This window comes from Caballeronia sordidicola, from assembly GCF_002220365.1.
GTDB lineage: Bacteria > Pseudomonadota > Gammaproteobacteria > Burkholderiales > Burkholderiaceae > Caballeronia > Caballeronia sordidicola_C.
The window spans coordinates 1-7077 of record NZ_MTHB01000134.1; the positions used below are offsets into that span (position 1 = coordinate 1).

The following is a 7077-nucleotide window of genomic DNA, read 5'->3' on the forward strand; positions in this document are numbered from 1 at the left end:
CCCCGCGGTCGACTAGATGCAACTGGTAGCGTCGCAATTCCTCAACGGTCGCGGTGTCGGGCGAGCGTCCGAGGAAGACTGTGAACTCGCGTACGACGCGAAGGTAGTTGGATTGCGTGGTCGGCGCGAGGCGACGCATGCGCATGTCGTCCATCATGCGCTGGCGTAACGGGCTGATAACTTCGGTGGATGTCGTCATAGCTCGGCTCCTGTCGAGTAACGAGGCGGATCGCCTCATCAATCAACATAGGAAACCAAGCCGGGTCCCTCCGAAAAACCACATGCCTCAAACGGAGGGCCTACCGCGCGAGCGGTTTAGTCCCATGGCCGGGTCCGGTCCGATGTGAACGACAAGGCCGCTCGTTGTGATTCAGCTCGGGACTGTCGCAAGCCCCAGGCGTCTTGCCCTCGTTCGCGGTGTGACGGGGCCCCGCACCGAGGTGGCCGGGTTGTGCGGCACGACCTGGCCGATCACGAGCCAGTTGAAGAGGTGACATATGGCGGTCAGGTGCTGCTTGACGGTCGGCGCAGACAGCGTCTGTGTCTGCAACTCGATCCAGGCGGCCACGTGCAACGGCTGCACAGCAGTAATCGACGTCACACCCGCTTGCGCGCACCAGGCGAAAAACTCACCAACGGCGTGCGCTACGCGCGCCGTCTGTGCGAACTGCGGATCGACGACGCGAAGAACACCGGAAAGCGCACGCCGGCCCGCTCGCCGGCCGAGACCACGAGCGCCGGCATGCCGACGCCGGCAGGCAGGGCGAGGTCAGTGCGGACCATGCAGCAGTTCCGTGAACTTCTGCTGCGCATGGGTCCTGGCCGTCTCAACGAGGATTCGACGGTGCAATTCTCGACCTGGATGTCGGCTTCACGGGCATATCCGATCAGGAATACGCTCGTCCCGATATCGCGCGTGGCAGTGTCTGTGAGATCTCTCATTTCATATTTTTCGTAATACAATTTACGTAACGGTTAAATGCTGCGTCATCGTCTCCAAAGGACCGGACGATGCTGTCATCGGCCCACCAGAGCAGTCGCTCAAGCACCGCGCGTTTCGTAAGACCGTGATGGAGCGCCAGCCGGTCAAGTGAAAAATACTCGCGCGCGCCAAGCGTCACCACCAGCCGCTTCTCGTCCGGTTCGCTGGCGGCCGGCACCGGCTCGACCAGCACCGCTGACGCAGCAGGCAGGACGCCGTCGCCTCTCGCGCGACGGCGGACCGGGGCCGCGCGACGCGCCTGCGCCAGCGCTTCGCGCAGCCGCTCGCATTCGAGCACCAGCTCATCATGCTTTTTTTCGTTACGGTAACGGATTCTCCTGACGCCTTGTGCCGTGCCCTAAACGCTGCCTGGCGCTGCGCGTTGGTCATGGCGTCGGGCTTGCGTGGCCGGCCCCGGCCCCGTTTTTCCGTTACGAGGTGATCCTGTAACGACATACCCTTGCCAAGTGCCATGCTCGACCTCGCCTGTCCGGAAACGTAATTTTACGTTACATAACGATAAATTAACAGCAGCGAGGCGGCGATTTCGGCAGTATGGTCAATGGCTGACGGTTAGCGGTCTGCTGCGATCGGCATCACCCCACTCATTGCAAAACTTGATCGCCGACGGACGGACCGCATCGACATTGGCTTGATTCAAATAAACCGTAACCTTTTTCGACTTGTTACATCGCGATTGACACTCCGACTGGCGTGCTAGCAGCCACTTTTGGGTTCGCGCATGGCCGTTTCAATAAGATCGATTATCGGAATAGGGTTGTTGCGGGTACGGGCTAGGCAAGGGCGGTGACGATGCCGTACGCTTGTAGAAGGCAACGCGTTTGGAGGCTAACGTGAAGCACTTCGGCCATGGCGACGATGCTGGACCCTCGTTCGTTGCGTTTCCCGATCACGCCTCGCTCGCGGCGTTGCGTGCATGGTATGAGGGGATATCAGCGCGCGCGGCGGTGAGCCGCTATCTTCCTCATGCTCGTGTTCAAACACAGTCTTCACGTGGCGTCATTGGTCGCATCAAGCGACGCCTGGTGCGCATTGCACAGGTGTACGGACGATACGATATCGCTTCTGTTTTCGCAGATCACGGCACATATCGGAGTGCTCACGTGATCGATGTGCGTAGGGCTATCGAGGAACTTCGCTTACTGGCTGGCCGCGAGCCACAGATCAATGATGACATCACACTTTGGCTGCCAACACGTGCAATCGGTGCATTGAATGCACAGGGCATAACCACGCTTGCCGAGTTGACCTTGCGGGTGCCCCGATGCCGCATGTGGTGGTGCAACATTGCCGGTATTGGACCGGCATCGGCGCGCGACGTCGAGGCATTCTTTTCTCACCATCCACTGCTAACCAACGCTGCACGTCAGTTGGTCGAACGTTTTGCGCCGCGCGAGCACATTTCCTGGCGACAGTTTGAGTCTGTTCGTAGCCGCAATGGATCGCAAGGCAAGTATCGCGCGCCGAAGTTACGATGCTTGCTAGACGCGACCACTGATAAGCAAGCCATTGAGGCCTGGCTCGCTTTGCATGAGACCGACGCTACATCGAGGGCTTACCGTAAAGAGGCGGAGAGGCTTTTATTGTGGGCAAACGTCGAACGTAAGAGGGCGCTCTCATCGTTGAGCACCAATGATGCGATTGCTTATCGAGCGTTTTTACGATTTCCTGAACCGAGAGATCAATGGGTTGGCCCGCGACAGGTCCGTCAGTCGGACGACTGGAGGCCGTTCTTTCGCCGATTGCGGCCGTCATCGGTGGCGTACGCACTGTCGGTGCTATCGGCCATGTTCCGATGGCTTGTGGAACAGCAGTATGTCGTTGCGAATCCGTTCGCTGGCATCACGGCGGGTCATACGCGACAGATCGAGCACGTGCAGATGCGAGCACTCAGAGATGAGGAGTGGCGATTTGCGCGACGAATCGCCAACGAGTTATCCACATCGTACGGCTGGTCGGTCGAAGCGGCGCAACGGCTTTGCTTCATTCTCGACTTCGAACTTGCAACCGGACTTCGCGCATCCGAACTGATCCACGCAAGGCTCGGAGACCTGTACTTTGGTGACGCCGACGACGTATGGCTGCGCCTGATTGGCAAGGGCCGGCGTGCCGCGAGGGTTGCCATGCCCCCACTTGCGATGCGAGCGCTACAAACCTATCTTCAGCAGCGAAGCCTACCTGCAGACCCACGTCGCTGTAACCGAGACATTCTGCTCGTCGCGGCGTTAAGCGGCGATCAGACGGTGAGCATTTCCGGGACACGTCTGCGTGCTGTGCTCAAGCGTTTCTTTAGACTCGTTGGACAGCAGATCGAAGCCACGGACTCTTCAGCAGCACAACGACTCGAGCAGGCGAGCCCGCATTGGCTTCGACACTATATTCCCTTCCGGATTATGTCTTGTAATCGCGTGATGGGGCGGTTTTAAGGTCAAACGGGCGCCGCCGGATAGAGATAATCTTGACTCCTTCCACCCGCTCCCCACGCCGGGGAAGGAGGTCATCGTGAAGTACATCATCCAAGATCAGGTTATTCTCTCGCAAGCACCGGAAGGTCCGCTGGCAGCCTATTTGGCATCCTTTGCGAATGCGCTCAGCGCTCAGGGATACAGCGGACAGTGGCTGAAGCTGCACGTTCGAGTCGCGGCACGCTTTAGCCGATGGCTAAAGCAGAGAGGCGTTGGTGAACGGGGCATCGGCCCCGAGCACGCGACGCGGTATTTACGTCAGCGCGCCCAGCATGTCCGATCATACCTTGGCGATCGACCTGCGCTCAAACATCTCATTGATTTTTTGCGGAGTGAGGGCGTGATTCGTGTCGAGAAGGCAGCGACACGTCGGGTGCCACCGGCTGAGATCTGTGTACAGGCATACGCAGAGTACTTGCGCGACGCACAGGCTCTCGTTGCGGCAACGATCATTAACTACGTACCGTTCGTCCGCGATTTTCTTCACTATTGTTTCGGTGACGGGAAGGTCACGCTTTCGCGACTACGCGCCGCAGATGTCGTGAGCTTTGTGCAGTTTAACGCACCACGTCTGCATTTAAAGCGTGCGAAACTCATGACCACTGCCCTGCGATCTTTTCTACGCTACGTGCGCTATCGTGGCGACGTTACGGTGGACCTGGCTGCCGCCGTTCCAGTCGTCGCCAACTGGTCGATGCCATCAATTCCTCGTGCAATTTCTGCTGACCAGACGCGACAGCTGCTGGCTAGCATTGATCGACACACTGCAGTCGGTCGCCGCAACTACGCCATCTTGCTCCTGCTTGCGAGACTGGGATTGCGCTCTGGTGAGGTGGCCTTTCTCGAGCTCGATGATATCGACTGGGGCGCGGGCCAGTTGAACGTGCGTGGCAAGAGTGGACAGCGCAACGAGCTACCCTTACCCGCAGACGTCGGCAAGGCAATCGCCGCATACTTGCAGCACGGGCGTCCTCCTAGCGCCAGCCGCCGCGTATTTTTAAGTGCAAATGCGCCCATCAGAGGCTTTGGACCAAATGGCGTCGGCTCGATCGTGCGGCGTTCGCTTCAACGCGCTGCCATCGACGCGCCCACGACGGGTGCCCATCAGTTCCGACACGGCCTGGCCACCCAGATGTTGAATCATGGGGCCTCGCTCAGTGAGATCGCCGAGGTGTTGGGGCATCGTCATCAACAGACTACAGCGATCTACGCGAAGGTAGACATCAAGTCATTGCGCACGCTCGCTTTGCCCTGGCCGGGAGGTGCACGATGAACACGCTTCGCCAAGCCGTTCAGGATTACCTCGATCTGAGGCGCAGCCTGGGATTCAAGCTGAATGAGGCAGGCAGGGCGCTACCAGATTTCGTCGCGTTCATGGAACGGCATCGGGCTCCCTACGTTACCCAGGCGTTGGCTCTCGCTTGGGCTCGACAACCATCGCACGTCCAACCCGCGGAATGGGCGCGACGACTGTGCTATATACGCCAGTTTGCGCGCCATCGCAGTGCCACCGATCTTCGCACCGAGATACCAGCGCCAGGCTTGTTACCATTCCAACCCAAGAGGGCTCGACCGTATTTATATTCGGCCGGTGAGATCCGCGCACTATTGCGGGCTGCGCTTGAGATGCCATACCGCAATGAACGGGAAGCACTTCTGTCGTCGACCTATCATTGTTTGTTCGGATTACTGAGCGTATCAGGCATGCGTCTGGGTGAGGCGCGCAATCTCGAGATACAGGACGTAGATCTGACGGCGGGGATACTGACGATCCGTGGAGCGAAGCTAGGCAAGTCGAGAATCGTTCCCTTGCATACTTCGACCTGCAAGGTGCTCGCGGACTACATCACGCGGCGTGAGCATCACTGGGCGGATCGACCAGTATCTTCCTATCTCTTTGTTTCCAGCTGGGGTAACAGGATGGATGTCGGTGCAATTCATCGCACTTTCTATTCATTGTCGCGGCAGATTGGTTTGCGCGGCGCATCCGACAGTCACGGCCCGCGTCTGCACGACATGAGACACGTTTTCGCGACGAACACACTTGTACGCTGGTATCAGTCCGATCAGGATCCCGAGCGCCGTTTGCCAATCCTGTCGGCCTACCTCGGCCATGTCCACGTTGAGGATACGCAGTGGTATTTCAGCGGCTCGCCCGAACTGATGCGTGAGGCGATGCGCCGACTCGAACAGCGCTGGGGGGACCGGCCATGACTACTTCTGCTACCTTTGCTCCACTACTGGAGCATTTCTTCACACAGCGCCTGATGCAGCAGCGCCAGGCGAGTCCTCACACCATTAGTTCCTATCGCGACACCTTTCGGCAATTTCTAAAGTTCGTGCAGCAGCGCCTGCATAAGTCACCGTCCCGGCTGAGCTTCGAGGACATCGATGCTCCTCTGATCGTCTCGTTCCTCGATGAGCTTGAGAAGCACCAGGGCGTTAGCGTTCGCACCCGCAATCTGCGCCTCGCGGCAATCCATTCGTTCTTTCGTTACGTCGCGCTCGAAACACCAGCCAATTCCGCCCAGATCCAACGAGTGCTTGCCATTCCCAGCAAACGCTTCACCCGTACGCTGGTCCACTTCCTGACGCGTCCAGAAGTCGATGCCTTGCTTGCGGCCCCTGATCAAAGTACTTGGTCTGGCCGGCGTGATCACGCCTTTCTATTGGTCGCAGTACAGACCGGCCTTCGCCTGTCCGAGATGACCGGGCTCAATCGCGAGGATCTGATCCTCGGAGCCGGCGCTCACGTGCAGGTGATCGGGAAAGGTCGAAAGCAGCGCTGTACACCTATCGCCAGATCCACACGTGCCGTACTGAAAGCGTGGTTGCGGGAACCACAACGCGGTGATGGCACAGTTCTGTTTCCCAGTGAGCGTGGTGAACGCCTCAGTGTCCACGGTGTGCAGTACCTGCTAAACAAGCACAGAAAGACCGCGTGTGAAGTTTGCCCGTCATTGAAGCAGAAGCGGGTCACTGTCCACTGTTTGAGACACACCATGGCCATGGACCTTCTGCAACAAGGCGTTCGTCGCTCGGTCATCGCGTTATGGCTCGGGCATGAATCGGTGGAAACAACCGAGCAATATGTCGAAGCGACCCTTGCGATGAAAGAGGAGGCCCTTGAGAAGGCAACTCCGCGACGCGGCAAGCCAGGACGCTTCAAGCCGACAGACGAGCTCCTCGACTTTCTGAACAGTCTTTAGGCTCTCAAAATTATGTCGGGCGATCGCTTGAGTACATCTGCTTTACGACCCGTAACTCTTGATCGATCCCGTAGCTCAATCGCGGAACCCGACATAATCCGGAAGGGAATATAGTGTCTCTTGTACTAACCCGCTGACGCGGGAGTGGGAGGTGGACACAGGTGTATGGCTGACGTTTCATGAAGAGGGTTGTCTGGCACTGAAACCCAGCGAGGTGGTGAGCGGTGTCGCCAGGAGCAGTATGAGAACGCCCGGTTGGGCATTCCACCCACTGTTTCCAGGAGGCTCGCCATGACACCACTGCGCCAACGCATGCTGCATGACATGCAGATCCGCAACCTTGCGGATAATACCCAGACGTCCTATCTGATTCAGGTACGCAGTTTCGCCCGGCACTTTC

At 58.4% G+C, this 7077-nt stretch carries 8 protein-coding genes; 4 read left to right on the forward strand and 4 right to left on the reverse strand.

Annotated features, from left to right (window positions below; all coding sequences use genetic code 11):
- From BSU04_RS21760 to BSU04_RS21770, 4 genes are all read right to left on the reverse strand, one after another.
- Positions 1-199 (reverse strand): phage integrase N-terminal SAM-like domain-containing protein (locus BSU04_RS21760; RefSeq protein WP_179258390.1); only part of this gene is annotated, 199 nt, incomplete at its 3' end.
- A gap of 171 nt (positions 200-370) precedes the next feature.
- Positions 371-601, reverse strand: a complete 231-nt coding sequence (locus BSU04_RS47795) for a hypothetical protein (RefSeq protein WP_179258391.1) — start codon at positions 599-601, stop codon at positions 371-373.
- 44 nt (positions 602-645) lie between these two features.
- Complete coding sequence (locus BSU04_RS47800) at positions 646-942, reverse strand: hypothetical protein (RefSeq protein WP_179258392.1); 297 nt, start codon at positions 940-942, stop codon at positions 646-648.
- A complete protein-coding gene (locus BSU04_RS21770; protein WP_256983180.1) occupies positions 939-1280 on the reverse strand; it encodes a hypothetical protein in 342 nt (113 codons plus the stop codon). The genes BSU04_RS47800 and BSU04_RS21770 overlap by 4 nt, the downstream gene beginning before the upstream one ends.
- A 556-nt stretch (positions 1281-1836) precedes the next feature.
- Here BSU04_RS21770 and BSU04_RS21775 point away from each other — a divergent pair.
- From BSU04_RS21775 to BSU04_RS21790, 4 genes are all read left to right on the forward strand, one after another.
- Entirely contained in the window at positions 1837-3429 is a 1593-nt protein-coding gene (locus BSU04_RS21775) for a phage integrase family protein (RefSeq protein WP_089162554.1), read from the forward strand.
- Positions 3430-3505: 76 nt separating this feature from the next.
- A complete protein-coding gene (locus tag BSU04_RS21780; RefSeq protein WP_089162555.1) occupies positions 3506-4741 on the forward strand; it encodes a site-specific integrase in 1236 nt (411 codons plus the stop codon).
- Positions 4738-5682, forward strand: coding sequence for a tyrosine-type recombinase/integrase (locus tag BSU04_RS21785; RefSeq protein WP_089162556.1), 945 nt, complete (start codon positions 4738-4740; stop codon positions 5680-5682). Before BSU04_RS21780 ends, BSU04_RS21785 begins: the two co-directional genes overlap by 4 nt.
- A complete protein-coding gene (locus BSU04_RS21790; RefSeq protein ID WP_089162557.1) occupies positions 5679-6677 on the forward strand; it encodes a site-specific integrase in 999 nt (332 codons plus the stop codon). The genes BSU04_RS21785 and BSU04_RS21790 overlap by 4 nt, the downstream gene beginning before the upstream one ends.
- Positions 6678-7077: the final 400 nt, after the last annotated feature.

Bases quoted from the DNA above. Each gene is read 5' to 3' on its own strand.
- BSU04_RS21785 (WP_089162556.1), top strand. From the start codon at position 4,738: ATGAACACGCTTCGCCAAGCCGTTCAGGATTACCTCGATCTGAGGCGC.
- BSU04_RS47800 (WP_179258392.1), bottom strand. From the start codon at position 942: ATGAGAGATCTCACAGACACTGCCACGCGCGATATCGGGACGAGCGTA.
- BSU04_RS21790 (WP_089162557.1), top strand. From the start codon at position 5,679: ATGACTACTTCTGCTACCTTTGCTCCACTACTGGAGCATTTCTTCACA.